The sequence below is a fragment of the Streptomyces sp. DG1A-41 genome, from assembly GCF_037055355.1.
GTDB lineage: Bacteria > Actinomycetota > Actinomycetes > Streptomycetales > Streptomycetaceae > Streptomyces.
Genome location: NZ_CP146350.1, coordinates 541,088 through 567,997, shown reverse-complemented (window position 1 = coordinate 567,997; position 26,910 = coordinate 541,088). Strand labels below are relative to the sequence as shown.

Genomic DNA, 26,910 nt, shown 5'->3' with positions numbered 1-26,910 from the left:
AGGCACGTGACGGCCCCGGACTTCCGGCAGCCGGCCGGTGGTCGTCGCTCCACAGGTCCTCCTCCGCCTCCGGCAGCAGCAGCACCCGGTCCGGCCGCAGCGCGTCGACGGCGTCCTCGTCGTGCGTGACCATGACGATCGCGCCCGGGTAGGTGCCCACCGCGGCCAGGACCTCGGCACGGGAGGCCGGGTCGAGGTTGTTGGTGGGCTCGTCGAGGAGCAGCACGTTCGCGCCCGAGTGCACCAGGCCCGCCAGGGCGAGCCGGGTCTTCTCGCCGCCGGAGAGGACACCGACGCGCTTGTCGGCGTCGTCGCCGGAGAAACAGGAACGAGCCCAGGACCTGGCGGACTTCGCCGTCGGTGAGGTGCGGGGCGGCACCTGCCAGATGCTCACGGACCGTCCTCTCCGAATCCAGCGTGTCGTGTTCCTGGGCGAAGTAGCCGAGGCGCAGCCCGTGCCCGTGGACCACCCGGCCGCCGTCCGGCATGTCCTGCCCTGCGAGGATCCGCAACAGGGTCGTCTTTCCGGCACCGTTGGGCCCTAGCACCACCAGACGACTGCCCCGGTCGACGGCGAGATCGACGCCCCGCAGAACGTGCTGACCGCCGTACGACCTGGTCAGGCTGACCGCGCCGAGCGGGATCCGGCCACAGGGCGCCGGCTCGGGCAGCCGGATCCTGGCCGTCTTCTCGGCGCGCCGGGCCGGCTCGAGGTCCGCGAGCATCCGGTCGGCGCGGCGGGCCATGTTCCGTGCGGCCACCGCGGTCGCCACCCGGGCGCGCATCTTGTCGGCCTGGGCGTGCAACGCCGCCGCCTTGCGCTCGGCGTTCGCCCGCTCGCGGGCCCGTCGCCGCTCGTCGGCGTCCCGCTGGACCCGATACCCGTCCCAGCCGGTGTTGTGGACGTCGAGCGCGGCGCGCCCCGGGTCCAGATGGAAGACCCGGTTCACGGTGCCGGCCAGCAGGGACGTGTCGTGGCTGATCATCACGAGCCCGCCCTGGTGGCTTGTGAGGAACCCGCGCAGCCAGGCGACCGAGTCGGCGTCCAGATGGTTCGTCGGCTCGTCCAGCAGTAGCGTGCCGTGCCCGGCGAACAGGATGCGGGCCAGCTCCACGCGCCGGCGCTGACCGCCCGACAGGGCGCGCAGCGGCCGGTCCATCAGCCCCGCCGGCAGTCCCACTCCGGCGGCGACCCGGGCGGCCTCCGCCTCGGCCGCGTATCCGCCGCGCGCCTGGAACTCGGCCTCGGCCCGCACATAGGCGTTCATCGACCGCTCCGTCCCGTCGGCCATGACGGACTCGGCCCGGCGCAGCGCCCGCACGGCGTCGTCCAGGCCGCGCGCGGACAGGATCCGGTCGGTGATGGTGACCGACTGGTCGGCCGCGCGGGAGTCCTGCGGGAGATGGCCGACGTCACCGGTGCGGGCGACGGTCCCGGCGGCGGGCCGCAGGGTGCCCGCCAGGGTGTGCAACAGGGTTGTCTTTCCCGTGCCGTTGCGGCCGACCAGGCCGATGCGGTCGCCAGGGGAGACGTGGAAGGAGACGCCGGACAGCAGCAGACGCGCGCCCACGCGCACGTCGACGTCACGAACGGTGATCATGAGGAAACGCTCCGAACAAGCAAGAGGACACACGGGTGGCGTGGAAGCGGGTCCTCTTGCTAGGAAATTCGGGGCGTAGACATGGACGTCACGGTAACGGAAGGCGCCTGTCGGGCGCCTCCGATTTTCTGGGCCCTACGGCAGCTCGAAGCCGAGCGCCCGCGCGGCCTGCTCGGGCGTCGGCTGCGCCCAGCGCTCCGTCACGGCCCGGTTGGACGACAGCGAACGCGACTCGGCCCGGTCCAGATACAGCACCCCGTCGAGATGGTCCGTCTCGTGCTGCACGATTCGCGCGGGCCAGCCCGTGAACACCTCGTCCAGCGCGTGCCCGTGCTCGTCCTGTCCGGTCAGCCGCACCTGGGCGGGCCGCGCCACCACCGCCTGCCAGCCCGGCACGCTGAGACAGCCCTCGAAGAACGCGGCCCGCGCGCCGCCGACGGGCTCGTAGGCGGGATTGACCAGCACCCGGAACGGCTGCGGCACCCGCCCGCGCGCCAGCCGCACCTCCTCCGGCACCGGCGCCGGATCCTCGATCACCGCGATCCTGAGCGGCACACCGACCTGCGGCGCCGCCAGACCGACCCCCGGCGCCGCGCGCATGGTGACCCGCAGGGCCTCGACGAACCGGGCCAGCAGCGCGGGCCCCAGTTGACCGTCGTACGGCTCGGTGTCGCGCCGCAGTACCGGATCGCCGGCCGCCACGATGGTCAACGGGCCGCCGTCGGCGAGGAGTTCCTCGACCCGCTCGGCCAGGGGTGCGCGATCGCTCGGAGTTCCCATCGCGTCAGGATGACACGGCACCCACCCCCCTCGCGTGACACACATCACACACCTCCTTCGGGAACTGGACGCCCCGCCGGCCCGACTACTGCACCGCCACGGCCGACGACCGCACTGCGACGGCCAAGATGACGTCCCCCGGAGAAGCCCGCCGATGACCACCGTTCCCTCGACCACCACGGACGAGGCCCCGCAACCCACCCCGGCACCGTCGAAGAACGGCTGGGCCCCACTGCGTCCGCTGATCCTCCGTCTGCACTTCTACGCCGGAGTGCTGGTGGCGCCGTTCCTCCTCGTCGCCGCCGTCACCGGCCTGCTCTACGCCGCCTCGTTCCAGGCCGAGAAGATCGTCTACGCCCACGAACTGACCGTCCCCGCGGGCGAGCGGAAGCTGCCGATCAGCGAGCAGGTGGCCGCCGCCCGCAAGGCCCACCCCGAGGGCACGATCTCGGCCGTACGTCCCTCACCCGAGGCGGACGCGACGACCAGGGTGATGCTGTCCGGTGTCCCGGGCGTCGACGAGGGACACACGCTCGCCGTGTTCGTCGACCCGTACACCGCGACGGTGCGCGGCACCCTCGAACAGTACGGCTCGACCGGCGCGCTGCCGCTGCGCACCTGGATCGACGAGTTCCACCGGGACCTGCACCTGGGCGAGCCGGGCCGGCTGTACAGCGAACTGGCGGCCAGCTGGCTGTGGGTGATCTCGGCCGGCGGGCTGGTGCTGTGGTTCTCCCGCCGCCGTGACCTGCGCAAGGTGCGGGGGACGAACGGACGGCGCCGCACCCTCGGACTGCACGGCAGTATCGGCGTGTGGGCGGCGGCCGGGTTCTTCTTCCTCTCGGCGACCGGTCTGACCTGGTCGGCCTACGCCGGGGCCGGCATCGACGAGCTGCGGACCTCGCTGGGGCAGGCCACCCCGTCGGTGTCGGCGTCGGCGGGCGGTGAACACGCCGGCCACGACTCCGCCGCCGGGCAGGCCGGAGACGCCGCGCACGGGGTGGGCCTGGACAAGGTCCTGGCCGCGGCCCGGTCCGAAGGCCTGAGCGACCCGGTCGAGCTCGTGCCACCGGCGGACGCGAAATCGGCGTACGTCGTCAAGCAGGTGCAGCGCAGCTGGCCCGAGAAGCAGGACTCCGTCGCGATCGACCCGGCGAGCGGAGAGGTCATGGACGTGCTGCGGTTCGCCGACTACCCGGTGCTCGCGAAGCTCACCCGGTGGGGGATCGACCTGCACACCGGGATCCTCTTCGGTCTGGCCAACCAGATCGCCCTGATGCTGCTCGCGCTCTGTCTGATCCTGCTCATCGTGTGGGGCTACCGCATGTGGTGGCAGCGCGGCCGCGGCACCGCCTTCGGCCGCCCGATCCCGCGCGGCGCCTGGCAGCAGGTACCGCCACAGATCCTGGTCCCGCTGCTGGCGGGGGTCGCCGTACTCGGCTATTTCCTGCCTCTCTTCGGCATCCCGCTGGCGGCGTTCCTGGCCGTCGACATCCTGCTGGGCGAGATCGCCTACCGTCGGGGACGACGGACGTACGGGGCCGGGACGCCGGCGCAGTAGCGGACCGCCGCGCAGGAACAGACCCGCTGGCGCACAGGTGCCCGGCTCCATACGGAGCCGGGCACCTTCGGGTACGTGACGGTCAGCGCTGCTCGAAGTCACCCGCGAGCGCCGAGGCGATCCGCAGATGCGACTCCGCCTCCTCGTGCCGGTTCTGCCGCTGGAGCGTGCGGCCGAGCATCAGCCGGGCATAGTGCTCGACGGGGTCCCGCTCGATGATCGTCCGCAACTCGGCCTCCGCGCGCCGCAGTTGGGCCGAGTGGTAGTAGGAACGCGCCAGCAGCAGCCGCGGCCCGGTCTGCTCGGGCACCTCCTCGACCAGCCCGCCCAGGACGCGCGCGGCGGCGGCGTAGTCCTTGGCGTCGAAGAACATCTGCGCGCGCTCCCAGCGCTCCGCCGGTGTCCCGTGGGCGTAGTACGTCGCGTCGTAGGTCGTGTTCACTCGTGCCTCCTTCGAGGCCGACAACCGAACGGGTTGGTTCAATATTCCACGACTGAAACGGGCCGCCACTCAGTCAGGGCGGCCGGCTCGGCCTCGGCCCGCTCGCCGCCGCGGGGGCCTGCGCGGCCGCCCGAATGACGCGCTGACGCAACCCCTTCCACCGGACTGGGTTGTGCGCCAGGAGCAATCCTGAGCGAGAGGCGGCTCCCTCCCTGTGCGGTGGCCGCGGCTGCGTCGTGGCCGAGCCGGTTCGCGAACCCCTCAGTCATCGCCATGTCGAACTGGGCGAGTCCAGCGAGGTTCGCAGGCTGCTGCCCAACCTCGGCCGCCTTATGGTCGGGGTGCATCATCGACCACTACGGCCCCGACGACATCGCCGACGAAGCCGACATGCAGGTGCCGCCGCATCCCCACATGGGCCTCCAGGCGGTGAGCTGGTTGCACGGGGGGATGTGCTGCACCGTGACTCCACCGGCAGCCTCCAGACGATCCGGCCGCGCGAACTGGGCCTGATGACCTCCGGCCGGGCGATCAGCCACTCCGAGGAGAGCCCCTCGCTCGCACGCCCGTTTCTGCACGGCGCGCAACTGTGGGTCGCCCTCCCGGACGGCCACCGCCACACCGACCCCCGCTTCGAACACCACGCCGACCTGCCGGTCTCACGGCACACGGCATCAAGGCGACGCTGATCCTCGGCGACCTCGACGGCACGACCTCCCCCGGCACGGCGTACGTTCTGGAACTGGATCGGACGGTCGCAGGAGGAGATCGAACAGGCCCGTCATGACTCGATGGAAGGGGGCGCGGTTTGGGGAGGTGAAGGAGTATGACGGGGCTTCTGTTGGCGGCTGTGGCAGAACTCTTGCTGACCTAATGCCGACTTTTGCTGACGCCTCGTCAGGCTGAGGGGAGGGGCTCTTTTTCCAGCCTCGGCGCTTGGGTAGGCGTTTGCGGGTTCGGTGGTGTCCGGACCAATGCTGACCTGGCTGGCGGTCGAGTCCGGCGTTGTGGAAGCGCAGCGTCACTCACGCTGCCGCCTTGCGGAGAATGCACAAGATCCAGTGTGTCACCGCTCTGGCTGTGCGCGGGCGCCGACCCTGCCGAGGTCGCCCAGCGGGTGGAGAGGCAGCGTCGAGTCGACCGGCAGTCCATCAAGCAACCAACGCACCGAGGGCTTGCTGTGCGCCTGCGACCAGCCCCCCCGAGGCGGATGACAGCGCTGGCCGGGACGGTGACGTTTCGGTCTTTGCTACTCGGCGCCAGGTGCTTATGAAGCCACCGTTGGCGGCGTGTGCATCTGTGTGCTGCTGCCGGTCAGGGCCGCGGGGTACTGCCCATCTCCGAGGCGAAGACCACGGGGTCGCTGTCGAACCCACGGACCATCTGGTGAAACTTCCACGCCGCCGAGGTGTCCCGGGTGAACTCCGCGACGGTGGCGGCGGTGGATCCGGCGACCTGTGCGAAGTCGTTCTTGAGTAGCTCCTTGTAACCCTCGACGACCAACACTCCTGCGTTCGATATGCCGCCGAAGGTCTTGCGTCCGCTGTCCTGGTGGATCGCTACGCCCACAACCACCCTTGCGAAGGAGGACGCGAGGCGATTGAGTTCCAGGACCATTACCTCGACGAAGCCGAAGCCTTGACCGGTCTGGCTGTGCCGGCTCATGTTGATGGTGCCATCCGGTGAGCGACTGTCGAAGTGGACGACGTACACCGGCCGCCCGTAGGGGGCCTCCGCCGAATAGGTCGCGGCGATGATGTCGAGGTGATGGGGTGGCTGGTCCCAGGGGCTCGGGTCCCATTTGAGCCGAACCTCGACTTTCCCCACTCCTTGGTTGTCACTGTTCACCGGTTTGCTGCCTCTCCCATTTCAAGCCACCACGGGATGATCCCCGCAGGGTCAAGTATGGCCGTCGGCGGACCTGTTGAAGCCTCGTGCGGCCTGCTCCTTCGGCGGGTCGTTGGGTGCTCCACAGGCTGTGGTCATTGGCGGCACGGGTCTCCTTCCGGCCTTCGGTGACGTGTGGTTCCATGACTTTCCGCGTGGCTGGCGACAGTTCGCCGGGGCACAGCCGCCTGTCCGAGTCACTATGCGGTCGGCGATCAGGGGCCGCCTGCTGGTGCCGGGCACCGCCAGACGTCCGGCACCACAACCCGGAAGAGCAGTGCACCATCGGTCACGTCTTCAAACGTCACGCCCGCATCAGGAGCGAGGGTGACGGCTGCTTGGTAGGACTCGGCGGTCTTGTCGTAGCGGGTGGCGTAACGCTCTCTGTCGAAGGCCGGCGGCGGGCGACCGCCACGGCTGCCTCGCCGGAGCCGGTCGCGGATCTGGTCTGCCGGTTCGGGGATGGTGTGGGCGATGCCCCGCCGTCTGAGGCGGGTCCGGATGGCCCGGGAGCTGTAGCCCTTGTCGCCCAGCACGTGGGCGGGACGCAGGCGGGGGCGGCCCGGCCCGACCTGGGGCACCCAAATCCTGCGTACGAAGGTGAACGCGCCTTCGGTGTCTGATACACCTGTCGCCGTTGTCATGCATCCGCCGATTGGCGGATGCGGAACCCGCAGGAGCGGGCAAAGGGTGGGATCAAACAATGACGTATCGGCGTGTGCTTGGACCGGCGCTCTTCGGGGCGCTGTTGCTGGCTGGACTGCTCTGGTGCGCGGGCTCCAGTGCCCACGCACTCAGTTTGCCTGGCGCCACGCGATTCTTCGGCCCCGACCAAGCAAACCGCCTGGTGGCGTGGACGATGCCGTGGTCGACCGACCTCCCGTCCTCAACCCAGTTCACCGATCCCGCCGGCGCGGCCGGTCACGGCGCGGACTACGCGGCTCTGAGAGAGACCGCCATGCGGGTGCGCTACGCCGCGATCGTCCTGCTCTTTCCATGCGGCGCGCTGCCGCTGTTGCGTCGGATCTCGGGCCGCGGCGTCGGGCGCGCTGTGGTCTCCGTGGCAGCCCTGTGGGGCTGGGGCATCTCCGCGGCCATGCTCGCTGTCACTGTCTCCGCGCCATGGATGGTCGCTTCCGGCGGCTCGGCGACATTCCGGCTGCTACCCGGCCTCGCGAGCGCCATGTCCCAGGGCCGCGAACTCCCGGTGAGCGCCGCCTTGGTGGCCGCAGCGGCGGCCACCGGCCTCATGACCCTGCTGCGGCGCGAGGCGACATCAGAACCACGCCTGGCCGTGCCGACCACGGCCATCGCACGGCTCGCCGCAACCCTGGGCACCGGCGTGGTCGCCTTCGCCCTCATCGTGCTCTCCAACGATTGGGTCGCCGGGCGCATCCAGACCGGGTTCGGGGGCGGAGGGCTGCTGTCCGAGCCCGGTGATCTGCTGCGGCAGTGGGTCCAGCTCAGTGCCTGGACCATGCCCACCAGCTCCGCCTCCGGGCGCTGGCTGCTGTACCGGCTCGGCGACGTGGCGCTGCTCGCCCTGGTCTGGTGGGGGCTGCGGCTGCTGCCCGTCCTGCTCGACCGCGTGACCTACCCCGCCTACGCGCTCGGCGCCGTCGCCGCCACCACCCTCGGCGTCGAGGTGAGTGGAATGTGGAACTCGCTACTCTCCTATCAGGGCAGCACCGGCGGGCCACTGCTGTACTACGTCTCTACCGGCTCAGGTGTGTCTGCGGCGCTCGTCTTCGGCATCCTCGCCGGCTGTGTGAGCGCGCTGACCGTGCGGCTGCACATCCACCCGCAACCGCCTGCCCCGGCCGCGGCGCAGGAGCAACCGGCCTGACCGGAGCCGGCGCGCCCCGGATGCCGGTCCGGCCGATACGTCTACCTTCACTCCGCCATCGACGGATTCAGCCGACTCGCCTACACCGAAGCGCTGCCCGACGAGGAAACCACTACCGCCATCGCGTTCCCGCACCGGGCAAGGGTTTGGTCCGCAGCCCACGGCATCACCATCCGCATCGAACGCATCGTCACGGACAATGCTGCGGGCAGTCGCTGAAGCTCCAATTGATCGGTAGGCATGTTTGGCATGTAGTCCCAGGAACCTGTGCCTGACAGACATCAGCTGGGTGTTCAGGCGTGTACGGCATGTGCGTGGCGTGCGGTCTCGCCCCCTGGCTAAGGACTGGAATCAGAATGAAATCTCTGAGGCTCGGGAATGACGGCGTGTCAGTTCGCGTTGATGCAACCGGAGGGGATGGTTGCGACCGAGACTCGTGGTGGGCGCAAGCCGTGGGGGTTGACGATGGGCTGTGGGAGCGTATCGAGCCGCTGTTGCCGGTGATTGAGCGGCGCTTCCGGTACCCGGGGCGTCGTCGGCTCGATGACCGGCGGGTTCTGTGCGGCATCCTGTTCGTGCTCTACACCGGTATCCCCTGGCGCTACCTCCCGCAGGAACTCGGCTTCGGCTCCGGGATGACCTGCTGGAGGCGACTGCGGGGGTGGAACGAGGCCGGGGTCTGGCAGCGCCTGCACGAGATGCTGCTGGCCGAACTGCGGGTGGCCGGCATACTGGATCTGTCCCGGGCGTCGGTCGACTCGAGCCATCTGCGGGCGATGAAAGGTGGTGCGGCCACCGGCCCGTCCCCGGTGGACCAGGGCAAGACCGGCAGCAAGCACCACGTGATCGTCGAGGCCCACGGCATCCCGCTGGCCGCCACGCTGACCGGCGGCAACCGCAACGACGTGACTCAGCTGATCCCACTGATCCGAGCCGTCCCGCCGATCCGCGGCAAACGCGGCCAACCGCTGCGCCGCCCGAAGCACCTCTACGCCGACCGCGGCTACGACCACGAGAGCTACCGCGACCGGGTCCGACGGTTCGAAATCACCCCGCACATCGCCCGGCGCGGCACCGAACACGGCTCCGGACTCGGCGTACACCGCTGGGTCGTGGAAGGCGCCATCGCACTACTGCACTGGTTCCGCCGCCTACGTATCCGCTGGGAGATCCGCGACGACATCCACCAGGCCTTCATCACACTCGGTTGTGCCGTCATCTGCTGGCGACGACTGAGGACCCCGCTCTGATTCCAGTCCAAAGTAAGGTGGCATCCCACGTCGCGAACTCGCGCCAAGCACAAGGAGGCGGAATGCTCGCCAACTCGTCGGCGGTGGCGGCCGGAAGGCGTCATTCGGTCGGACGGCGCTGGGATGGAACCGTTCTCGCCGTGGGCAATACCGCAGCCGCTGAATGTCGTGTCGAGCGATGGGAAGACGTCGTCGCGGTGGCAGCTGGCAACGTCCATACCGCGACGAACACAGGCAGGGCTCATACGGTGGGACTCCTGTCGGACGGCACGGTGCTGGCAACGGGGTGGAATGGCGATGGGCAATGTGATGTCGCCGGATGGCGAGGCATCACGGCCGTGGCCGCAGGCTGGCGCCGCACGCTCGGGCTACTCGCGAATGGCCGCGTGCTAGCAGTTGGCCGGAGTTCAGAAGGGCAGTGCGACGTGCAGTCCTGGCGCGAGATGGTCGTCCTCTCGTGTGGTGACTGGCACTCGGTCGGCGTCCGGTCGGACGGTTCTGCACTGGCCACGGGGAACAACCGACGACGACAGTGTGCCGTTGAAGGGTGGCGCGACCTAACCGCCATTTCGGCCGGGTATCTCCATACCGTCGGCCTCAGAGCCGACGGGCGGGCAGTAGCGACCGGAGACCGGGCAACCGGGGCGTGCGAGGTCGATGAGTGGGAAGACGTGGTGGCGCTCGACTCGGGCAGCTACCACACCGTCGGGGTCACTGCGTCCGGACGGGTCCTCGCAGCAGGAGACAACAGCTACGGACAGTGCGAAGTCGGCGATTGGCGCGACATTGTCGCCGTGGCGGGCGGTTCAACGCACACCCTTGGCCTGCGTGCCAACGGCACAGTCGTGACCACAGGGAACAATGCCGACAGACAGTGTGAAGTCGATGCCTGGTCCGGAGTTCAGCTTCCACAGGCCTCCGGGCCGCGCCAACGCGGACTAACACGGCGTCATTCCCGAGCCACAGAGACCTCATTCTGATTCCAGTCCTAAGCGCATCCGCCGCGAAGGCCTCGCGGCCGCCCTGGTCGAAACCGCGCACACCCCCGCTGACCCTCGGCCGACCTGGGCTAATGTATGCCGCCCCGAACAAAGGAATGCAGAGGAAGGGCGTTGACAAGGTCGAGCCAGTCCTGCCAGCAGCGCGCATCGAGCTGGCCCTGGCCAGCGAGGACGACCAGGACGTTGGCGGGTAGCTCTCCGTACCTGTCACTGACCAGTACGTCCCGCAGCCATACGTCCAGCAGCGCGGGCCGGTGAGCTCGTAGGTGTCGAAGAACAGCACCACCCACGGGTGGCGGCGCGCGGCCTCAGCCAGATCCCGAAGGAACACGGGCGTGAGGGCACGCAGGGGTGACAGAACGAGCTGGACATCCTCATGGCTGCGCAGCCGGGCGCTGATCGTCACCCTGGCCCGGTCCACTTCGCCGGCGATCTGACGCGGGTCGACGGCCCCGGTGATGGCCCCGGCACCGGGAATCAGACCCAAGCCCGCCGGGCCGAGCTGGGTGGCGACCACGCTTGCCGGTGACGGTGCCCGACCGGTCATCCCTTGGGTTGTGCCTTCTGGGCCGTTTGCCTGCGGGTCGCCCCCACCTGAGGTCGTTGCGGCATCGGACTCATCCGACGCCTCCAGTACATGGCTAATACTCCAGCTGTAGATCGTGATCTTCGTGGTCGTGGAGTGGTGTGGAGGAGTCGGCGCCAGTGAGCCGGGGAGTGTCCCTGCCGAACAGTGCCGGTCAGGACACCCGTCTGCGAGCGGGTTAAGTGGCCGCAACGCCGCCTGACGGTTGCATTGCCGGGCGGAGGAAGGTCCGGTCGAAGCGGCGGATGCAGCCGGTCTCGGTGCTGAGCTGCCAGAGCTGCTGAGCTTCCGGATCCTGCCGGATGGCAGCCCGGTAGTCCTCGTAGGCAGCCAGGCTGGGGAAGGAGAACAGGGCGTAGGCGATGTCGTTGGCGCTTTCGTGCGGCAAGAAGCAGCCGTGGTGCGTGCCGCCGAAGCGGGCGACGATCGGGATCCACCCCGTCACGTACGTCTCGAACGCGACAGTCTGGCTGGGATCGATCTCATAGCGCAGATGACAAGTGATCACGTCAGTTTTCCTTCTGGCCCAGTGGGCGCCGGTCGCGGTCGGCACCGACCCCAGTAGTCACTCTGGGGTGCTGACCCGGCTTGCTGACGCCGGGGTAAGGAGCCCGGCGAGGAGTGCGCCGAACTCCGCGGGCGCTTCCAGCATCACCATATGGCCCGTGCGGGGAAGCTCGGTGTAACTGGCAGCGGCGGACAGAGCCCAGGTAGGCACGTCCCACCCCGCGCGTGAGCGGGCCCCGGCGACCAGATGGACCGGGACGCGCTCGAACACGTCCCGCAGCAGCAGCTGGTAGTCAGGTCCAGCGGTGTACTCGACGACAGCACGAGCCATGGCGTGGATGGTCGAAGCGGGCTGGTAGGCCAGGTCTTGTGTTGCAGAGCGGAGGTGCTCCCTGGTCGGCTCGATGCCTCCCGCGCGCAGCCACCGTCCGGGATCAGCACGGTCGGCTTGCACGATCTGCTCCACCTCGGCGGCTGTCTTGGCTGCCAGCCGCTGCGACCAGAAAGCGTCCGCGAGACTGAAGTTGCCCTCGACGCTGACCAGCGTTGCGGTCCGCTCCGGGAACCGGTGGGCGAACGCGGCGGCGATCACGCCGCCGACCGAATGCCCGACCAGATGGACGCGACCGCCCGGCAGCGCCTGGTCAATGGCCGCACGCAGGTATTCCACCTGCATGTCGATGGTGATAGTGCCGGGCTCGGCCAGGGCATCGGCCCCGTAACCGTGCAGGTCGGGGCAGAGGGTGGAGGCCGGGTGGAGCGGCGCGAGGGCACGTGGGTCGGCGAATGAGCCGATCAGACCATGAATGAAGATCACTGGCAGCACGGGATGTCACCTTCTCACGGGCTGCCGGGGCTCGTCTACCACGGTCGTGCCGTCTTCATGGTTGGAGGGCTGCCTGGCGGTGGTAGCGGCTTGCGCGGGCGTGGGCTTGGTGGCGGCGGTGCCAGATCGACCAGTGCTGCCGGTGTGCCGCGTCGAGGGCAGGTCGGACAACGAGTGTCGTGACTGGGCGCTGGATCTCGTTGAGATCCGAGACCGTGCGCGTGTGGCCGGCGGCGTCGAGCCCGCCCAGGTACGCGTCGAGAACCTCGCGTGTGAAGCTCCGCTCGCTGGGATGCGCATAGACGATGTGGACGTGGGTCACACAACCATCCTCGCGTACTCGTGGGGGCGGCTGCGGCCACCGGTGATCATCGTGTGGTGTGAAGACAAGCGGTGATCACGTGGCCGCAGGTCACAGCATAGATCCCGTCCGTTGGCGGGAGGCGTTCGAGGTGGCCATGGGCCGGATCGCGGGCCGGTTCGCCCGGGTCGAACCACGGCTGCGGACCGGTCGGTTGGTGCTGGGCCTGCTGTCGGACCTGCCGCGCAAGAACTGCTGGACGATCGCGGAGTGGGCCGGGGAGAGCAGCCCGCATGGCATGCAGCATCTGCTGTGCCGAGCCGCCTGGGATGCCGATGGCGTCCGTGATGACGTGCGCGAATACGTCGTCGAGCACCTATATGACGATGCCGCGGTCCTGGTCGTCGATGAGACCGGCGACGTGAAGAAGGGCACCCACACGGTTGGGGTCCAGCGCCAGTACACCGGAACCGCTGGACGGATCGAGAACTCCCAGGTCGCGGTCTACCTCGTCTACGCCGGCGAGCGCGGTCACGCGGCGGTGGACCGGGAGCTGTACATCCGCGCTCCTGGACGTGCGACCCGGACCGCTGCCGGGCTGCCGGACTCGGCGGGGACACAGTCTTCGCGACCAAGCCAGACCTGGCCCGCACGATGATCGAACGGTTCCTGGACGCCGGACACCACGTCGGCTTGGTCACCGGGGACGAGGTCTACGGCGGCAACCCAAGACTCCGTGCGGCTCTGGAGGAACGCGGCATCGGCTGTGTCCTCGCGGTGGCCTGCTCGGCCGAAGTGCCCACCGGCGCAGGCACCTTCCGCGCCGATGCTCTGGCGCGGAAGGTGCCGAAACGGGCCTGGCAGAAGCTCTCGGCCGGGCGCGGTGCGAAGGGGCAGCGGGGTTCTACGACTGGGCCGTCATCGACCTCGCCGAGGCAGCCCCGGGCCGCCACCAGCTGCTGATCCGCCGCAACGCAGCACCGGTGAACTCGCCTACTACCGCTGTCACTCCACCGCGCCGACATCCCTGGCCACCCTGATCAAGGTCGCAGGCTCCAGATGGCGGGTGGAGGAGACCTTCCAAAACCGAGAAGGGACTGGCCGGGCTGCACGAGCACCAGGTCCGCCGCTACCCCTCGTGGGCCCGCTGGGTCACCCTCGCGATGCTGGCCCACGCCTTCCTCGCCGTCGTCCGCGCCGACGAACACGCACACCGGCCCACGCCGGACGACCTGATCCCGCTGTCCTGCAACGAGATCTGCCGCCTGTTCATCGCGCTCGTCGTCCGACCCGTCCGCGACGGCGTCCACCGGCTTGCCTGGTCCGACTGGCGCCGCCGCCACCAGGCACGATCACGCACCATTCACTACCGGCGGCAAGCCGCATCCCAGACATGAAGATCACGATCTACAGCTGGAGTACTAACAGCTTCTCAATGCGCTTCAGCTCCGTTCCCTGGTGGGCGAACTGCGCGCAGATCGCCTCCATCGCCTCCATCGCCTCCACCGGGTCCGCCGACGATTCGTCCGCGTAAGCGGTGAGGGCATGGGCTTCGCGGGCCATACTCTCCAACTGCCGTACAAGGGTGGACTTACCTACGCCAGCCGGGCCGTGGATGTGGAAGAGGAACTGCGTGGCCTCTTGTGGTGACTGCTTCAGAGCCTCTCTGAAAGCCGTCAGCTCACCCTGTCGTCCGATGAATCCGGCCTGGCGTTGCCGCCGGATCAGCTCCTGTCGTGAAGGCCCCTGCCCCGCCACTTGTAGCCCCCCGTATGACCATGCCGACATGCCTTCATACCGATGCTCCCCAGCGCACACCATCCCCACCCCGAGATGCTGACCGCCGCTCGCCATCCGGTGCGCCTCGACCCCGCCCTCGCGTCCTACACCCAGATCAGCCCGTCAGGTCGACCCCGAAGCACCGGCCGACCACGGACACGCCGCTGACGACACGAGGAGGCTCGCGAGCATCGGCATCCAGGCGAGCAGGTCCAGGGCGATCTGGATGATCTCGGGCCAGACCTGGTTCTGCGCGGCGTCGTGTGCAGGTTGCGCAGGCCGGTGGCACGCGCGGCACGGATGTCGTCCTCGGCGCGAGCCCGCTGCCGGTGCTGCAGTTCCAGTTCGGCGATCGGGACGCGCGGTGTGTTGGTGGCGAAGCAGGTCAGCCGCATGCCGTCGGCGTCCGTGAAGCGCAACCGGGCAGTGGGGTGCGGGCGTTGTTTGCGGACGCTCAGCCGCATCCTCAGAGGAACTTCTCTCGCTTGTGACCACGCCGCGGACAGCCCACCTGAAGTCACACACCGCCTCATGGCGCCGCGTGCTGTTTCAGCAGCGCGGCGCCCAGCGGGGTGAGGGTGTGCAGGACCGTGTTCGCGTGGCGGTGGCTGGCGATGAGTCCGGCGTCGCGCAGCACCGTGGTGTGATGGCTGGCGGTGGTGGGGGTGACGCCCGACCGGCGGGCGGCTTCGGTCGTGGTGGCGCCGGCGGCGGTGGCGCGCAGGATGGCGGCCCGGGTGGTGCCCAGAAGGGCGTGCAAATGGGCCTTCTCCGCGGGCGGGGATGTGGTGGTCGAGTGGTGGAGCGGGTACAGCAGCACGGGCGGCAGGTCCGGGTCGGCCAGCGTGACCGGGGTGTTCCAGCAGAAGTAGGAGGGGATGAGGAGGAGGCCGCGGCCGTTGAGGTGGACGTCGCGGTCGTCCGGGTACGCGTCAATCTCCAGGACGGGATGACGCCAGCGGATGGTGGGCGCCAGGGTCCCGAGGACCTCTTCGACCCCGGAGCGGAACAGGGCGCCGGCGCGGCGGGTCCGCTCGGCGTGCAGACGGGCGTGGAGGGCCTCCTCGTACGGCGTGATCACCGTGTCGTAGTACGCGCGCAGTACGCGCACCACCTCGCGGAGCGTCCGGCCCTCGCTGAGCCGATGAACCCAGGACGGGGCGCCGATGGACCGGGTGAGCCGTGAGATCTCCCTCGCGACCTGGGCGGACGGGGTGGCCAGGAGGGCGTCGATACCGGCGGTGAGCCCTTCTTTTCCCTCCAGCGGAGTGAGGAAGTCCGGGAAATAACTGGCTCGTGGGAAGAGCGGCAACAGGACGGATCTCATCGCCCCGTCGAGGCCGGTCTCGCGGAGTGCGGATACGGCGGTCCGGTGCCAGGAGGCGTAGGCCCAGCGGCCGTGGCGGGTCTGGAAGCGGTGCAAGCTGGTGGCGATTTCCCAGAGCGGGTGGGGCGCGTCCGCGATTCTGACTCTGGTCAGGTCTATGGGCGTGAAGTGAAAGCGGAGCATCCCTTTCCCCCTGTGCGCATGCGCTCCGACCTGCGATGTATCAGCAGATTCGTATGAGCATGACAGCGACGGCGTGGGTCGGGAACATGAGTTCGCGCCAGTCGAAGAACTGAGAAGGGGGAAAACATGCGCACCTTGACGAGAACGTTCGTCAGCGTCAGCGCCGTCGCCGGGATCCTCGTAGGGGGCCTGGCCGGTACGAGCGCGGCCGTTTCGGGGACCGAGGTGGCCGCGAAGCCGGCGGCCGGCGTCCAGATCGCCGCGGTCGACAATCACGGTCTCACCACCACGGAAGCCAGGTACGTCCAGTGCGAGCTGAAGGCCAACTGGGGCTACTCCGGCGCGCTTGACGGCCAGTTGGGCACCAACAGCTGGAAGGCGTTGCAGCGGGCCCTCGCCAAACACTGGGAGTACACGGGCGCCATCGACGGAATCCCCGGGCCCAACACCAATAAGGCGTTACAGCGTCTGCTGATGGCCGGCTACGGCTACCCCGGCCCGATCGACGGGATCTGGGGCCCCAACTCCATAGCCGCCTTCAAGAGGCTGGCCGCAGCCTGCGCCGCGAGTTGCTGATCTGGCCTCGGCATGCCAAGACGGTCCGCCGGATCTTCCGGCGGGCCGTTTCGGCTGTGTGGACTGACCGTGGGCAGGGATGGGTCCCTGCTGTCGTGCCGGGTGGACGCCGGATTCCACGGTTTCGGTGGGGTGTGCCGGGAACACCCGCACCCCGGTGCGCTCAGCGGGCCAGCCGGTCAGGCAGTCGCCGGCGAGTTCGGCCACCCAGGCGCAGTGGCGGATGTCGCCGTCGGGTTCGACGGCCGGCGCCCAGGCCGAGGCCGGGACCGCAAGAATGGCGTCGGTGAGGGGCATGCCGACCGAGTGCGACCGCGGTGTCAAAGCCGGCGTTACCCGGCCGGAGCAGGGGTGGAGGGATCATTCGCTGACTCGGTCCAGGGCCGTCAGGGTTGCATCCGCGGTGCGAGGCGGCGTACGGGACCGACGGCGTCGGTGGCGTCGGGTGCGCTGCGAGCCGGTCACGGGCGCGATGAAGCGGTGACCGCCCTTTGACGGGCGGCCGGAGCTGACGTTCGGGTGGTGAAGGCGCCGGGCCGGCGAAACCTACAGAGACGACCCGACGAGCAGTGCCAAGTCGACAAGGCGGTTGGAGTAGCCCCATTCGTTGTCGTACCAGCCGACGACCTTGACCTGCGGGCCGGACACCCGCGTGAGCCCGGCGTCGAAGACGCAGGAGGCCGGGTCGCCCACGATGTCGGTGCTGACCAGCGGCGCGTCCAGGTAGGAGAGCAGGCCCTTGTACGGTCCCGAGGCCGCAGCTGCGTACGCCTCTTTCACCTCCTCCACGGTGGTGCCACGGCGGGTGGTGACGGTGAGGTCGGTGACCGAGCCGGTCGGGACGGGCACCCGCAGGGCGAAGGCGTCCAGCCGCCAGGCGAGCTCCGGCAGGACAAGGCCGATGGCCTTGGCGGCGCCACTGGAGGTGGGCACGATGTTCAGGGCCGCGGCCCGGGCCCGGCGCAGGTCCTTGTGCGGGGCGTCCTGGAGGTTCTGGTCCTGCGTGTAGGCGTGGACCGTGGTCATCATGCCGGTGTCGACGCCGACGGCGTCGTGCAGCACCTTGGCCAGTACGGCAAGACAGTTGGTGGTGCAGGAGGCATTGGAGATGATCGTGTGGCGCTGCGGATCGTAGGCAGCATCGTTGACGCCGAGTACGACCGTGATGTCCTCGCCGCTGGCCGGAGCCGCGATGATGACCTTCTTCGCTCCTCCTTCGACGTGTGAGCGCGCCCTCGCGGCGTCGGTGAAGATGCCGGTGGACTCGATCACGATGTCCACTCCCAGGTCGCCCCAGGGCAGGGCCCCGGGGTCCCGCTCGGCGAGGACCTTGATCGTTCGGTCGCCCACGCGGATCGCACCCGGCTCGGCGGTGATCTCCTCGGGGAAGCGGCCCAGGATCGAGTCGTAAGCGAGCAGGTGGGCCATGGTGGGCACGTCGCCGAGGTCGTTGACGGCGACGATCTCCAGCTGCGAGTCCCGGGCTGCCGCCGCACGGAAGACGTTGCGGCCGATACGTCCGAAGCCGTTGATGCCGATACGCACAGTCATGGGTGTGTCCTTCGCCTAGCGCTCGTGATGTCGATTGACGCGCCGTTGCGCCCAGGGGCGATGCAGACCACGCGCCCAGGCGAGGCGCTGGTACGCGATCGATAAGTAGCTTATATAAGTCTGCGGTACATTTCCATGGTGACTTCTACTCATCGAGCCGACGTCGACGCCGACTTGGACGTCGGTGATTTCACGAGGGCGATCGAGAACTTCAACCGCTACTACATCCGGCTTCCCGTGGTGCAGCAACTGTCGTTCACGACACTGTCCGTGCTGGACACACTGGCTGTCAGCGGTCCGAAGCGGCTGACCGAACTCGCCAGGACCGAGCAGATCAGCCAGCCGGGGCTCACTCAGATGATCACGCGGCTCGAGCGCGACGGGCTCGTGGAACGCCGTCCCGACCCGGCGGACGGACGCGCCGCGCTCATCCGCATCACCGAGAGCGGCCGGAGGATCGGCCAGGCCCGGCACGAGGACCGCTGCCGCCACCTGCTCCCGGTGATCGCCCAGCTGACGCCCGCCGAACGACAGGCGATCGCCGCGGCTCTCCCCGCCCTGACCCGCCTCGCGGAACTCGGGACCCGAGCCGGACGGTAGGGCCTGTCCACTCATCTCCGCGGAGCGGCTCCAGGTACGGGCCGGACACGGTGATCGCTCCATAGGCGATCCCTCCACCGCCGGAGTCGTATCGGATCAGCGTCTGCTACGGCCGACAGCGGTGTAGGAGCCGGTGTTCCCGGCCGCAGCAGGCCCATGACCGGTTCCCCGGACCCGCCCCGGTCGTGGTCCTGGCCGACGAACCCCATGAGCGGGTGGTGTCCGCAGGTCTTCTCCAGGCGGCGGGTCCCTGCTTTTCGGAGTGCGCGATGACGAGCACCCCGCCCAGCTCCATGGGCACCTGACCGCCGGCGTCTGGAGTCGCCTCGCCGGCCAACGTCCAGACATGTGCACGCACTTCCGTCCGGGCGGTGCGAATCGCCGCGGCGAGCGCGATATCCAGCAGGACTTTGCCCGGATCGCGCACCGCCCGGGCCCTGCGCCGGCCAGGCCTCCACGGCGTCAGCCAGGACGATCTGGTCGGCGGGATCTGTGAGGCCGGTGGGGTCGGCGCCGCCCGCGTGGTCCCATCGGTGCGCTCGGGCAGTGGCTCGGGCGACCACGCGCCGACATAGCGTTCACGGCGGGCCCGCGCCGAGCCGAGCAGGTCCAGGCAGATGCGGCTGGTCACCGTCGTCAGCCAGGCGCCGGGGGACCGGATCTCCTCCTGCCGGCTTCGCGGCAGTCCGTACCAGCGCACGTAGGCGTCCTGCACGGCGTCCTCGGCCTCGGTCACCGAACCGAGCAACCGGTAGGCGACATTGATCAGGTGGCGTCGCTCGCCGGCAATCTCATCCGTGCTGGTCCCGACAGTCCCCATGCTTCCGGCCCTCCTCGCCCTACCTTTCGCAGGCCCGCGTCGTCGGGAAGCCGGGCGGCGGCTCGCTCCCCTGTCTGGTACGCGTCAGGTTTCCTCGTACTCGCCTCGGTCCAGGTCGTGCTCGGCATCGCGCACGTCTCGTCGTCCATCTCCCCCTGGGTGTCTTGATGTTCGGTCTGAGCGTGCCGGCGCTGGTAGCACTCCGTCCTGCGGGGTGATTGCCACCCCACCCTTCACCGCCACGTACCTGTTGGCAGGCGCCACACGGGCGGACGGCAAGCCATTCCGGCATCCCCTGTTCGCCCACCCTCGGCCGCGAGGAGCAGGTGCGGATGCCGTCGGCTCCTTCGCGGCCGGCGTCGAAGCCCCGTGGTTCTGACGCGCGCGCCACACCGCCCCGGGCGGTCATCCAGCTGTCTCGAGCCGCGCCGCGAGCTCGTCCAGGCACGCCTGCCAGCCTCGGGAGGCACCGTCGGCGATCGAGGGATCGGCCATGATGCGCGTGAAGACCAGGAGGCAACCGGGCCCCTCGTCGCGCAGCTCGATCCTGAGGTGATCGTCGTGGGTGATGGTGGCCGTGTAGACCGTGCCCTCACAGTCGTCACTGCTCCTCGGCCGCCTGGCGCGGCTGTTCCTAAGGGGCGTCGGGCATCGTTTCCAGGTGTCGTTCCAGTACTTCCAGGCGTTCCGTCCACAGTCGGCGATACGGCGCGAGCCAGGCGTCGAGATCGGCCAACGGCTCCGGGCGGAGCTCGTACCAGCGGCGCTGTGCTTCCGCCCGCACCGCGACGAGTCCGGCGTCGCGCAGTACCCGCAGGTGCTTGGACACCCGTGGCTGGCTCATCCTCCGCTCGTGGGTGAACTCCCCTACGAGACGCGGGTGCCCGAGCATAGTCCGAGCGTCCGTCGTCGTGAGTGGGGTCGGTCAGGAAGTCAACAGGTCCGGGGCGGCGGTTCGATAGCCCGGAAATGCCCTGAGGGTCGGTGTACAGGGGGTTGACGCACCGGGACGTGACAGGAACTGTGTTGCACATCGAGCTCGAAGTTGCGTGTTGCGCACCGCCGTGTGCGGTGCTCTCACAGGGATGCAGACCCGCCACCCCCGTTCCCCGTCGGAAGGCTGCGGATGACTACCGCGACGACGAAGAAGACGACGAAGAAGAAGACGACGAAGAAGACGACGAAGAAAACGACATCGACCCTCGCACGGGTGGATCCGGCCGTCCTCTATATATCCGTCACGCTGTCCGCCCTCTTCGTCGCCTGGGGGGTGTTCTTCACCGACAGTCTCGCCACGGTCGCCGAGACGACGCTGGGCCGGATCATCGACAACTTCGGCTGGCTGTTCGTCCTGACGAGTTCCGGGTTCGTGGTGCTGGCAACGGTGCTCGCGTTCAGCCGGTTCGGCTCCATCCGGCTCGGCAGAGACGGTGAGCGCCCGGAGTTCAGCACCGCGTCCTGGGTGGCGATGATGTTCAGCGCCGGCATGGGGATCGGCCTCATGTTCTACGGGGCGAGCGAGCCGATCATGCATATGTCCAGCCCGCCACCGGGCTCCGCGAAGGCGGGCAGTGAGGACGCCGCCCGACTGGCGCTGGAGTACTCGTACTTCCACTGGGCGATCCATCCCTGGGCGATGTACGCCGTCGCCGGGCTGGCGCTCGCCTACTTCGGTTTCCGCAAGAGCGGCAACAGCCTGATCAGCTCCGCCTTTCGCCCGCTGCTCGGCGACCGTGTGGACGGACCGCTGGGCAAGGCCATCGACATTCTGGCGATCTTCGCCACCCTCTTCGGTTCCGCCGTCTCCCTTGGGCTGGGTGCGCTCCAGGTCAACCGGGGCCTGAAAGAGGTCTGGGGCGTCCCCGACTCCACCGCGCTGGCCGTCTCGATCATCGCGGTCCTCACCGTTCTGTTCGTGCTCTCCGCCCTGTCCGGTGTGCACCGCGGCATCCAGTGGCTGAGCAACGGCAACATGATCCTGGCCGCCGTCCTGCTGCTCTTCGTCTTCATGACGGGCCCCACGGTGTTCATCCTGGAGGGCCAGACCGAGGCGCTGGGCGGCTATCTGGCCTCGCTGCCGAAGATGAGTTTCACGACGGGTGCCTTCGGCGGCGGCGAATGGCTCTCCGGCTGGACGGTCTTCTACTGGGCGTGGTGGATCTCCTGGACGCCGTTCGTCGGGACCTTCATCGCCCGGATCTCCCGCGGGCGCACCATCCGGCAGTTCATCGTCGGTGTGATCATCGCGCCGAGCCTGGTGAGTGTCGTGTGGTTCGCGATCCTCGGCGGGACCGCCCTGAACCAGGAGATGCACGGAGGTCACCTGGCCGAGGCGGTCGCCAAGGGCGAGGAAGCGGGCCTGTTCGCCACCCTGCAGAACCTTCCCTGGTTCCCCGTCACCTCGGTCGTGGTGATCATTCTGGTCGGCCTGTTCTTCGTGAGCGGCGCGGATGCGGCATCCGTCGTCCTCGGTATGCTCTCCTGCCGGGGCAGCATGGCCCCCGGCCGCCTCGTCGTGATCCTCTGGGGCGCGCTGACCGGTCTGGTCGCGGCCGTGCTGTTGCTGGCCGGAGGCCTGGAGGCGGTCAAGCAGGTGGCCATCATCGCCGCGTTCCCGTTCCTCTTCGTGATGATCGGCCTGTGCGTCTCCCTGGTCAAGGCCCTGCGCGCCGAGCCGGTTCCCGCCTCGTCGGAGGCACGGGAAGGCCTCACCGACGCCGCCGACGCCGCAGGCGAGCCGGGACCGGACGACGGTGTACGGCCGGCCGAGGCCATGGCGGACTCGCAGCCCGCGGGCTGAGCTGCCCGGCCGAGTCGACCCCGTCGGCGCCAACCCCTTGACCCTCGGCGTGCTTCTCCACGATGCTCAGTTGCGTATAGCGGTGCGTGTAGCGAATGAGGCAACGCACTCGCGAGGGTTTCCCGCTTGAGGAGCAGCTCATGGCTCACGAGGTTCGTGCCGTCGTCGCCCGGAAGAAGGGCGCACCCGTCTCCGTCGAAACGATCGTCGTCCCGGATCCGGGTCCGGGTGAGGCGCTGGTCAAGGTCGAGGCGTGCGGCGTCTGTCATACCGATCTCCACTACCGGGAGGGCGGGATCAACGACGACTTCCCCTTCCTTCTGGGGCATGAGGCGGCCGGTCGCGTCGAGGCGGTCGGAGAGGGAGTCACCGGCGTCGAGCCCGGCGACTTCGTCATCCTCAACTGGCGTGCGGTGTGCGGCCAGTGCCGGGCTTGCAGCAAGGGCAAGCCCTGGTACTGCTTCGCCACCCACAACGCGACACAACCGATGACGCTGCTCGACGGCACTCCGCTCTCGCCGGCCCTCGGTATCGGCGCGTTCGCGGAGAAGACGCTGGTCGCCGCAGGGCAGTGCACCAAGGTGGACCCTGCGGCCTCGGCGGCGGCAGCCGGTCTGCTCGGGTGCGGCGTCATGGCCGGCTTCGGCGCGGCCGTGAACACCGGCGCGGTCGGCCGGGGTGACTCCGTCGCCGTCATCGGCTGCGGCGGCGTCGGAATGGCCGCCGTCGCGGGGGCGAGGCTGGCCGGAGCGAGCAAGGTCATCGCCGTCGACATCGACCAGCGCAAGCTGGACCGGGCCATGGCCATGGGGGCCACCCACACGGTCGACGGGGCCAAGGGCGACGTCGTGGAAGCGGTGCGCGAGCTGACGGGCGGCTTCGGTGCGGACGTCGTCGTGGAGGCGGTCGGCCGCCCCGAGACGTACCGGCAGGCCTTCTACGCCCGCGACCTGGCCGGCACGGTCGTGCTGGTCGGCGTGCCCACCCCGGAGATGAAGGTGGAGCTGCCCCTGCTCGACGTCTTCGGGCGGGGCGGCTCGCTGAAGTCCAGCTGGTACGGCGACTGCCTGCCCTCGCGCGACTTCCCGGCCCTCATCGACCTTTACCTGGGGGGCCGTTTCGACCTGGACGCGTTCGTCTCCGAGACCATCGGCCTCGGTGACGTGGAGGAGGCGTTCGACAAGATGCACCGCGGCGACGTGCTGCGCTCGGTGGTGGTGCTGTGATGGCCGGCGCACCGCGCATCGAACACCTCGTCACGAGCGGGACGTTCAGCCTCGACGGCGGGACCTGGGACGTCGACAACAATGTCTGGATCGTCGGTGACGATGACGAGGTGGTCGTCATCGACGCGGCGCACGACTCGGACGCCATCCTGGAGGCCGTCGGTGACCGCCGCCTGTCGGCCATCGTGTGCACCCACGCCCACGACGACCATGTGCGCGCGGCACCGGACGTCGCTCTGGCCACGGGCGCGCCCATTCTCCTGCACCCTGACGACCAGGTGCTGTGGAAGATGGTGCACCCCAGCCGGCGGCCCGACGGGCCGCTCGCCGACGGTGGCGAACTTCTGGTGGCGGGCATCGGCCTGCGCGTCCTGCACACGCCCGGACACGCTCCGGGCGCCGTGTGTCTGTACGCACCCGAACTGGGCGCACTGTTCAGCGGCGACACGCTGTTCGCCGGAGGACCCGGCGCGACCGGGCGCTCGTACAGCGACTTCGGCACGATCATCAGCTCCATCGGTGACCGGCTGCTGACCCTCCCGGGCGAGACGGTCGTCCACACCGGACACGGCGAGACGACGACCGTCGAGGCGGAGGCACCGCATCTGGAGGAGTGGGCCGCCCGCGGCTGGTGACAGGGCGCCACCAGACCGGCCGGGGCGATCGAGTGCCCGCGTGTCTCCTCACTCAAGACCCGCGCACGAGACCCCGCCCCGGCCGATAACCCCGCAAGCCCGTCGGTACGCCCGCGCACCTGACCGGCATGGTGCCCGCGGCCGTCGTGGCCGTGCCCCTGGCGGTCGCGGTGGTGCCCCTGGCGGTCGCGGTTGGGAACGACCGTCATGGCCAGGGCCATCCGCACTCAAGATCCGGGCTCGAGAGCCCGCCCCGGCCGGCCTCCCCGCAAGCCCGTCGGCATGCCCGTGCACTTGGTCGGCATGCGGGTGCCCGCGGCCGTCGTGGCCGTGCCCCCGGTCGTCGCGGTGGTGCCCCCGGCGGTCGCGGTGGTGCCCGCGGCTGTTGCAACTGTGCCGGCGGCCGTCGCGGCCGCGCCGTCGTGGCGGTGCCCCCGGCCGTCAACAGCCAGGAACGACCGTCATGGCCAAGGACCATCCGCCCGTCGGCCCCTGGGTGAACCGCCGTGTACGCTCCCGCCCCGATGGTCCGCTTCGGAGGTCTCGTCGCCGCTGATCTGCGTGATGTGACCGGCGATCCCGGCGCCCCGGACTCCTCCGGCTTCTGCGCGGTCGTCGCGGACTTCGGAAGGCCGCCTGGTCTGCGCCCGGTTCGGCCGGCTGCGTTCCGTGCAGGTGCCCGCTCCGCAGACCGGCGCCCGGCGAGGTCCGGCCGCCGTCTACTGGACCCCTCACTGCACCGCACCGCCTGCACCCCGCGTGTGCGCCGCGTGTGCGCCGCGTCCGCGAGCACACCGAGGCGGGAGACGTCCACCAGGCCAATCTCTGCCGCGCGCTCTCCGCACCCCTGCCGGCCGGCCGCCGCCGGCATCGACGCGCCGACCGCACCGCTCGCCCGAGGCAACCCCGCGCCCCCAGGCCGGTAGGTCCGTCTTCTCGCGCACCGCGTCGATGTGGCCACCGCCTCGCCCGGACTCTTCCTGCGCCACGACGTCGCCTCGAATCCGCGGCTACGCCGCTGCCGATGCCCCGGTTCCGAGGGGCGCTCCGCTCCGACCGCGTTTCCTATGGCGCAGAGAGTTGCGTGATGGGCAACACAAAATATGGGCGTGAGGTGACCCGTGAACTCCTTGACAAGGGTTTGTGGACGCCCTCAAACTGGCGTTGCGTTCACCGCAATCCGTTTCGCTATACGCACCGAGGTGTCATGATGATTGCCGCGTGCCGTCTCGTGGATCTGCCCCGAGGCGAGGCCCACAGGCTCGACATCGACCCGCCGGTCTCGGTGTTCCACACCGACGACGGCGAACTCTTCGCCATCGACGACACATGCACCCACCAGGACGCCTCGCTCGCCGACGGCTGGCTGGAGGGCTGCGAGGTCGAATGCCCGCTGCACGCCTCGAAGTTCAACCTCAAGACCGGAGCCGTCGACGCCCCGCCGGCCAAGCTCCCGGTGCGCACGCACGAGGTCTTCGTCGAGGACGGCATGATCTACGTCCGGCTGTCCACGGCAGCCCCGAACCTGCCTCCCTGCATCGCCGCCCGGCTCGCGGGAGGCGTCGCGTGAGGACAGTGGCCGTGGTGGGCGCGTCGCTGGCCGGTCTGTCGGCGGCGCGCTCATTGCGGAAACAGGGATACGACGGACGGCTGGTCGTCATCGGCGATGAAATCCATCGCCCGTACGACAGGCCGCCACTGTCCAAGGAGTTCCTGGCCGGCGAGGTCAGCGAAGCCGATCTCGCACTGGAAGCGGACGGCGAGGACCTGCAAGCTGAGTGGCTGCTCGGAGCCCGCGCCGCCGGACTCGACACCACGCCCCGCGCCGTGCGGCTCACCGACGGCCGGGAGGTGCGGGCCGACGGCATCGTCATCGCCACCGGCGCCGCCGCCCGGACCCTGCCCGGCATGGACGGACTGGCCGGTGTGCACACCCTGCGCACACTGGACGACGCCCGCGCCCTGCGGGACGAACTGGCCCGGGGCGGACGTCTGGTCGTGATCGGCGGCGGCTTCATCGGTGCCGAGGTCGCCTCCACCGCCTCCGCTCTCGGCCTCGACGTGACCATCGTCGAGGCGGCGCCCACACCACTGGCCGGACCGCTCGGCGCGGCCATGGGGCGCATCGTCTCCGCTCTCCACGCGGACCACGGCGTGCGCCTGTTGTGCGGCGTGGGCGTCAAAGGGCTGAGCGGCGAGATGCGGGTCGACGCCGTTCTGATGGAGGACGGCCGCAGCATCCCCGCCGACATCGTCGTCGTGGGTGTCGGGGCCCGTCCCTGCGTCGAGTGGCTGGCCGGCTCCGGCGTCGAACTCGACGACGGCGTCAAGTGCGGTGCGGACGGCCGTACCAGCCTGGCCGGGGTGGTCGCGGTCGGCGACTGCGCCTCCTGGTACGACCCGCGCTCAGGCACCCACCGCCGCGTCGAGCACTGGACCGGCGCCCGCGAACGCCCCGACGCGGCCGTGGCCGCCCTGCTGTCCTGGGGCGAGTCCGAACCGGGCATGCCCCGGCCGCCGTACTTCTGGTCCGACCAGTACGGCGTGAAGATCCAGTTCGTCGGCAACGCGGCCCGCGCCGACAGCGTGACGATCGAGGAAGGCACCGCGGACGATCGCAACGTCCTGGCCGTCTACCGGCGTGCCGGACACCCGGTCGCCGTACTCGGCATGAACCAGCCGCGGCTGTTCACGCGCTGGCGCAAGCAGCTCGCGGCCAAGGCACCCTGACAGGGTCGTAGGCCTCGCTCTCACAGCCGCTCTCGCACACGGAGCGGCGCTGCTCCTTACTCAACGACGTCCGGTGTCGCTCTTCCCGGCGCGTG

At 69.5% G+C, this 26,910-nt stretch carries 21 protein-coding genes and 9 pseudogenes; 14 read left to right on the top strand and 16 right to left on the bottom strand.

Annotated elements, in window-relative coordinates; translation table 11 throughout:
• Positions 1-34 precede the first annotated feature (34 nt).
• Positions 35-1,601 (bottom strand): annotated as a pseudogene (locus tag V8690_RS02750) (ABC-F family ATP-binding cassette domain-containing protein); the annotation flags it as partial.
• 135 nt (positions 1,602-1,736) lie between these two features.
• Positions 1,737-2,381, bottom strand: a complete 645-nt coding sequence (locus V8690_RS02745; RefSeq protein ID WP_338775683.1) for a peptide deformylase — start codon at positions 2,379-2,381, stop codon at positions 1,737-1,739.
• A 154-nt stretch (positions 2,382-2,535) separates the two neighbouring features.
• On the opposite strand from V8690_RS02745, the gene V8690_RS02740 reads away from it, so the two are divergent.
• Positions 2,536-3,942, top strand: a complete 1,407-nt coding sequence (locus tag V8690_RS02740) for a PepSY domain-containing protein (protein ID WP_338775682.1) — start codon at positions 2,536-2,538, stop codon at positions 3,940-3,942.
• Between the two features lie 82 nt (positions 3,943-4,024).
• Here V8690_RS02740 and V8690_RS02735 read toward each other — a convergent pair whose 3' ends face one another.
• Positions 4,025-4,315, bottom strand: coding sequence for a tetratricopeptide repeat protein (locus V8690_RS02735; protein WP_338785224.1), 291 nt, complete (start codon positions 4,313-4,315; stop codon positions 4,025-4,027).
• Positions 4,316-4,554: 239 nt separating this feature from the next.
• Between V8690_RS02735 and V8690_RS02730 the strand changes: the two are divergent.
• Positions 4,555-5,290 (top strand): annotated as a pseudogene (locus tag V8690_RS02730) (pirin family protein).
• Positions 5,291-5,698: 408 nt separating this feature from the next.
• Here the strand turns inward: V8690_RS02730 and V8690_RS02725 are convergent.
• On the bottom strand, positions 5,699-6,232 hold the full coding sequence (locus tag V8690_RS02725; protein ID WP_338775681.1) for a TerD family protein: 534 nt from the start codon (positions 6,230-6,232) through the stop codon (positions 5,699-5,701).
• Between the two features lie 254 nt (positions 6,233-6,486).
• Positions 6,487-6,858, bottom strand: a pseudogene (locus tag V8690_RS02720) (hypothetical protein); the annotation flags it as partial.
• 272 nt (positions 6,859-7,130) lie between these two features.
• Here V8690_RS02720 and V8690_RS02715 point away from each other — a divergent pair.
• From V8690_RS02715 to V8690_RS02700, 4 genes and pseudogenes are all read left to right on the top strand, one after another.
• On the top strand, positions 7,131-8,117 hold the full coding sequence (locus tag V8690_RS02715; protein ID WP_338775680.1) for a hypothetical protein: 987 nt from the start codon (positions 7,131-7,133) through the stop codon (positions 8,115-8,117).
• Positions 8,118-8,129: 12 nt separating this feature from the next.
• Positions 8,130-8,324 (top strand): annotated as a pseudogene (locus V8690_RS02710) (IS481 family transposase); the annotation flags it as partial.
• A 245-nt stretch (positions 8,325-8,569) separates the two neighbouring features.
• Entirely contained in the window at positions 8,570-9,367 is a 798-nt protein-coding gene (locus V8690_RS02705) for an IS5 family transposase (RefSeq protein WP_338775679.1), read from the top strand.
• 62 nt (positions 9,368-9,429) lie between these two features.
• Positions 9,430-10,347 carry a chromosome condensation regulator gene (locus tag V8690_RS02700; RefSeq protein ID WP_338775678.1) on the top strand — a complete coding sequence of 306 codons (918 nt, stop codon included), beginning with the start codon at positions 9,430-9,432 and terminating at the stop codon, positions 10,345-10,347.
• 785 nt (positions 10,348-11,132) lie between these two features.
• Here V8690_RS02700 and V8690_RS02695 read toward each other — a convergent pair.
• The 3 genes from V8690_RS02695 to V8690_RS02685 are packed head-to-tail and all read right to left on the bottom strand — an operon-like array spanning position 11,133 to position 12,609.
• Positions 11,133-11,462, bottom strand: a complete 330-nt coding sequence (locus tag V8690_RS02695; RefSeq protein WP_338785223.1) for an NIPSNAP family protein — start codon at positions 11,460-11,462, stop codon at positions 11,133-11,135.
• 57 nt (positions 11,463-11,519) lie between these two features.
• Positions 11,520-12,287, bottom strand: a complete 768-nt coding sequence (locus V8690_RS02690; RefSeq protein WP_338775677.1) for an alpha/beta fold hydrolase — start codon at positions 12,285-12,287, stop codon at positions 11,520-11,522.
• A 55-nt stretch (positions 12,288-12,342) separates the two neighbouring features.
• Positions 12,343-12,609 carry a hypothetical protein gene (locus V8690_RS02685; RefSeq protein WP_338775676.1) on the bottom strand — a complete coding sequence of 89 codons (267 nt, stop codon included), beginning with the start codon at positions 12,607-12,609 and terminating at the stop codon, positions 12,343-12,345.
• Positions 12,610-12,745: 136 nt separating this feature from the next.
• On the opposite strand from V8690_RS02685, the pseudogene V8690_RS02680 reads away from it, so the two are divergent.
• Positions 12,746-13,985: pseudogene (locus tag V8690_RS02680) on the top strand (IS701 family transposase).
• A 10-nt stretch (positions 13,986-13,995) separates the two neighbouring features.
• On the opposite strand, the gene V8690_RS02675 reads toward V8690_RS02680, so the two are convergent.
• The 3 genes and pseudogenes from V8690_RS02675 to V8690_RS02665 all read right to left on the bottom strand — a co-directional run bounded on the left by V8690_RS02675 (position 13,996) and on the right by V8690_RS02665 (position 15,877).
• The gene (locus tag V8690_RS02675; protein ID WP_338785222.1) at positions 13,996-14,376 is read right to left on the bottom strand and encodes an AAA family ATPase; all 381 of its coding nucleotides are present in this window, start codon (positions 14,374-14,376) and stop codon (positions 13,996-13,998) included.
• Between the two features lie 174 nt (positions 14,377-14,550).
• A pseudogene (locus V8690_RS02670) lies at positions 14,551-14,831 on the bottom strand (IS1380 family transposase); the annotation flags it as partial.
• A gap of 65 nt (positions 14,832-14,896) precedes the next feature.
• Positions 14,897-15,877: a helix-turn-helix domain-containing protein gene (locus tag V8690_RS02665; RefSeq protein ID WP_338775675.1), complete on the bottom strand. Its 981-nt coding sequence runs from the start codon at positions 15,875-15,877 to the stop codon at positions 14,897-14,899.
• A 126-nt stretch (positions 15,878-16,003) separates the two neighbouring features.
• Between V8690_RS02665 and V8690_RS02660 the strand changes: the two genes are divergently transcribed.
• Positions 16,004-16,453 (top strand): peptidoglycan-binding protein, encoded by a 450-nt coding sequence (locus V8690_RS02660; RefSeq protein ID WP_338775674.1) that lies wholly within the window; start codon positions 16,004-16,006, stop codon positions 16,451-16,453.
• A 168-nt stretch (positions 16,454-16,621) separates the two neighbouring features.
• Here V8690_RS02660 and V8690_RS02655 read toward each other — a convergent pair.
• Positions 16,622-16,765: pseudogene (locus V8690_RS02655) on the bottom strand (IS1380 family transposase); the annotation flags it as partial.
• 234 nt (positions 16,766-16,999) lie between these two features.
• On the bottom strand, positions 17,000-18,004 hold the full coding sequence (gene gap, locus V8690_RS02650) for a type I glyceraldehyde-3-phosphate dehydrogenase (RefSeq protein WP_338775673.1): 1,005 nt from the start codon (positions 18,002-18,004) through the stop codon (positions 17,000-17,002).
• Positions 18,005-18,139: 135 nt separating this feature from the next.
• Between gap and V8690_RS02645 the strand changes: the two genes are divergently transcribed.
• Positions 18,140-18,604: a MarR family transcriptional regulator gene (locus V8690_RS02645; protein WP_338775672.1), complete on the top strand. Its 465-nt coding sequence runs from the start codon at positions 18,140-18,142 to the stop codon at positions 18,602-18,604.
• A gap of 137 nt (positions 18,605-18,741) precedes the next feature.
• On the opposite strand, the pseudogene V8690_RS02640 reads toward V8690_RS02645, so the two are convergent.
• The 3 genes and pseudogenes from V8690_RS02640 to V8690_RS02630 form a co-directional block, all read right to left on the bottom strand.
• Positions 18,742-19,046, bottom strand: a pseudogene (locus V8690_RS02640) (IS1380 family transposase); the annotation flags it as partial.
• 13 nt (positions 19,047-19,059) lie between these two features.
• Positions 19,060-19,424 (bottom strand): annotated as a pseudogene (locus V8690_RS02635) (sigma factor); the annotation flags it as partial.
• Between the two features lie 634 nt (positions 19,425-20,058).
• A complete protein-coding gene (locus V8690_RS02630; protein ID WP_338775671.1) occupies positions 20,059-20,316 on the bottom strand; it encodes a metalloregulator ArsR/SmtB family transcription factor in 258 nt (85 codons plus the stop codon).
• 234 nt (positions 20,317-20,550) lie between these two features.
• Between V8690_RS02630 and V8690_RS02625 the strand changes: the two genes are divergently transcribed.
• From V8690_RS02625 to V8690_RS02605, 5 genes are all read left to right on the top strand, one after another.
• Positions 20,551-22,224, top strand: a complete 1,674-nt coding sequence (locus V8690_RS02625; RefSeq protein WP_338775670.1) for a BCCT family transporter — start codon at positions 20,551-20,553, stop codon at positions 22,222-22,224.
• 140 nt (positions 22,225-22,364) lie between these two features.
• Positions 22,365-23,450, top strand: a complete 1,086-nt coding sequence (locus V8690_RS02620; protein ID WP_338775669.1) for an S-(hydroxymethyl)mycothiol dehydrogenase — start codon at positions 22,365-22,367, stop codon at positions 23,448-23,450.
• Complete coding sequence (locus V8690_RS02615) at positions 23,450-24,085, top strand: MBL fold metallo-hydrolase (protein WP_338775668.1); 636 nt, start codon at positions 23,450-23,452, stop codon at positions 24,083-24,085. Before V8690_RS02620 ends, V8690_RS02615 begins: the two co-directional genes overlap by 1 nt.
• A gap of 1,207 nt (positions 24,086-25,292) precedes the next feature.
• A complete protein-coding gene (locus tag V8690_RS02610; RefSeq protein WP_037673830.1) occupies positions 25,293-25,655 on the top strand; it encodes a bifunctional 3-phenylpropionate/cinnamic acid dioxygenase ferredoxin subunit in 363 nt (120 codons plus the stop codon).
• Entirely contained in the window at positions 25,652-26,815 is a 1,164-nt protein-coding gene (locus V8690_RS02605; protein ID WP_338775667.1) for an FAD-dependent oxidoreductase, read from the top strand. The genes V8690_RS02610 and V8690_RS02605 overlap by 4 nt, the downstream gene beginning before the upstream one ends.
• Positions 26,816-26,910 lie beyond the last annotated feature (95 nt).

Bases quoted from the DNA above. Each gene is read 5' to 3' on its own strand.
- V8690_RS02660 (WP_338775674.1), top strand. From the start codon at position 16,004: ATGCGCACCTTGACGAGAACGTTCGTCAGCGTCAGCGCCGTCGCCGGG.
- gap (WP_338775673.1), bottom strand. From the start codon at position 18,004: ATGACTGTGCGTATCGGCATCAACGGCTTCGGACGTATCGGCCGCAAC.
- V8690_RS02665 (WP_338775675.1), bottom strand. From the start codon at position 15,877: ATGCTCCGCTTTCACTTCACGCCCATAGACCTGACCAGAGTCAGAATC.
- V8690_RS02735 (WP_338785224.1), bottom strand. From the start codon at position 4,315: ATGTTCTTCGACGCCAAGGACTACGCCGCCGCCGCGCGCGTCCTGGGC.
- V8690_RS02715 (WP_338775680.1), top strand. From the start codon at position 7,131: ATGCCGTGGTCGACCGACCTCCCGTCCTCAACCCAGTTCACCGATCCC.
- V8690_RS02615 (WP_338775668.1), top strand. From the start codon at position 23,450: ATGGCCGGCGCACCGCGCATCGAACACCTCGTCACGAGCGGGACGTTC.
- V8690_RS02745 (WP_338775683.1), bottom strand. From the start codon at position 2,381: ATGGGAACTCCGAGCGATCGCGCACCCCTGGCCGAGCGGGTCGAGGAA.
- V8690_RS02625 (WP_338775670.1), top strand. From the start codon at position 20,551: ATGACTACCGCGACGACGAAGAAGACGACGAAGAAGAAGACGACGAAG.
- V8690_RS02700 (WP_338775678.1), top strand. From the start codon at position 9,430: ATGCTCGCCAACTCGTCGGCGGTGGCGGCCGGAAGGCGTCATTCGGTC.
- V8690_RS02740 (WP_338775682.1), top strand. From the start codon at position 2,536: ATGACCACCGTTCCCTCGACCACCACGGACGAGGCCCCGCAACCCACC.
- V8690_RS02610 (WP_037673830.1), top strand. From the start codon at position 25,293: ATGATGATTGCCGCGTGCCGTCTCGTGGATCTGCCCCGAGGCGAGGCC.
- V8690_RS02620 (WP_338775669.1), top strand. From the start codon at position 22,365: ATGGCTCACGAGGTTCGTGCCGTCGTCGCCCGGAAGAAGGGCGCACCC.
- V8690_RS02645 (WP_338775672.1), top strand. From the start codon at position 18,140: ATGGTGACTTCTACTCATCGAGCCGACGTCGACGCCGACTTGGACGTC.
- V8690_RS02675 (WP_338785222.1), bottom strand. From the start codon at position 14,376: ATGTCGGCATGGTCATACGGGGGGCTACAAGTGGCGGGGCAGGGGCCT.
- V8690_RS02630 (WP_338775671.1), bottom strand. From the start codon at position 20,316: ATGCTCGGGCACCCGCGTCTCGTAGGGGAGTTCACCCACGAGCGGAGG.